Below are 636 nucleotides of genomic sequence, written 5' to 3'. Positions count from 1 at the left end.
CACGCCAACGTCCAACCCCACTCGGGCGCCCAGGCCAACACCGCCGTCTACTTCGCCCTGCTCAAGCCCGGCGACACCATCCTGGGCCTGGACCTGGCCCACGGCGGCCACCTGACCCACGGCATGCGCATCAACTACTCCGGCAAGATCCTCAACGCCGTGGCCTACCACGTACGCGAGGAGGACGGCACCGTCGACTACGACGAGGTCGCCGCCCTGGCCAAGGAGCACCAGCCCAAGATGATCGTGGCGGGCTGGTCGGCCTACCCCCGCCAGCTCGACTTCGCCCGCTTCCGCCAGATCGCCGACGAGACCGGCGCCCTGCTCATGGTCGACATGGCCCACTTCGCGGGCCTGGTCGCCGCCGGCGAGCACCCCAGCCCGGTCCCCTACGCCGACGTGGTCACCACCACCACGCACAAGACCCTGGGCGGCCCCCGCGGCGGACTGATCCTGTCCCGCAAGGAACTGGGCAAGAAGATCAACTCCGCGGTGTTCCCGGGCATGCAGGGCGGCCCGCTGGAGCACGTGATCGCCGCCAAGGCCGTCGCGCTCAGGGTCGCCGCCGGCCAGGACTTCGTCGAACGCCAGCGCCGCACCGTGGCGGGCGCCCGGCTGCTGGCCGAGCGTCTGACC

At 71.4% G+C, this 636-nt stretch carries 1 protein-coding gene; it reads left to right on the top strand.

What is annotated here, in order from left to right:
• A partial coding sequence (locus ACTVAJ_RS27630) for a serine hydroxymethyltransferase (RefSeq protein WP_470391220.1) occupies nucleotides 1-636 on the top strand: 636 nt, incomplete at both ends.

It is taken from the genome of Nocardiopsis sp. KDC1DS13DA1, from assembly GCF_055632325.1.
This window is presented reverse-complemented; position numbering and strand designations above follow the sequence as displayed.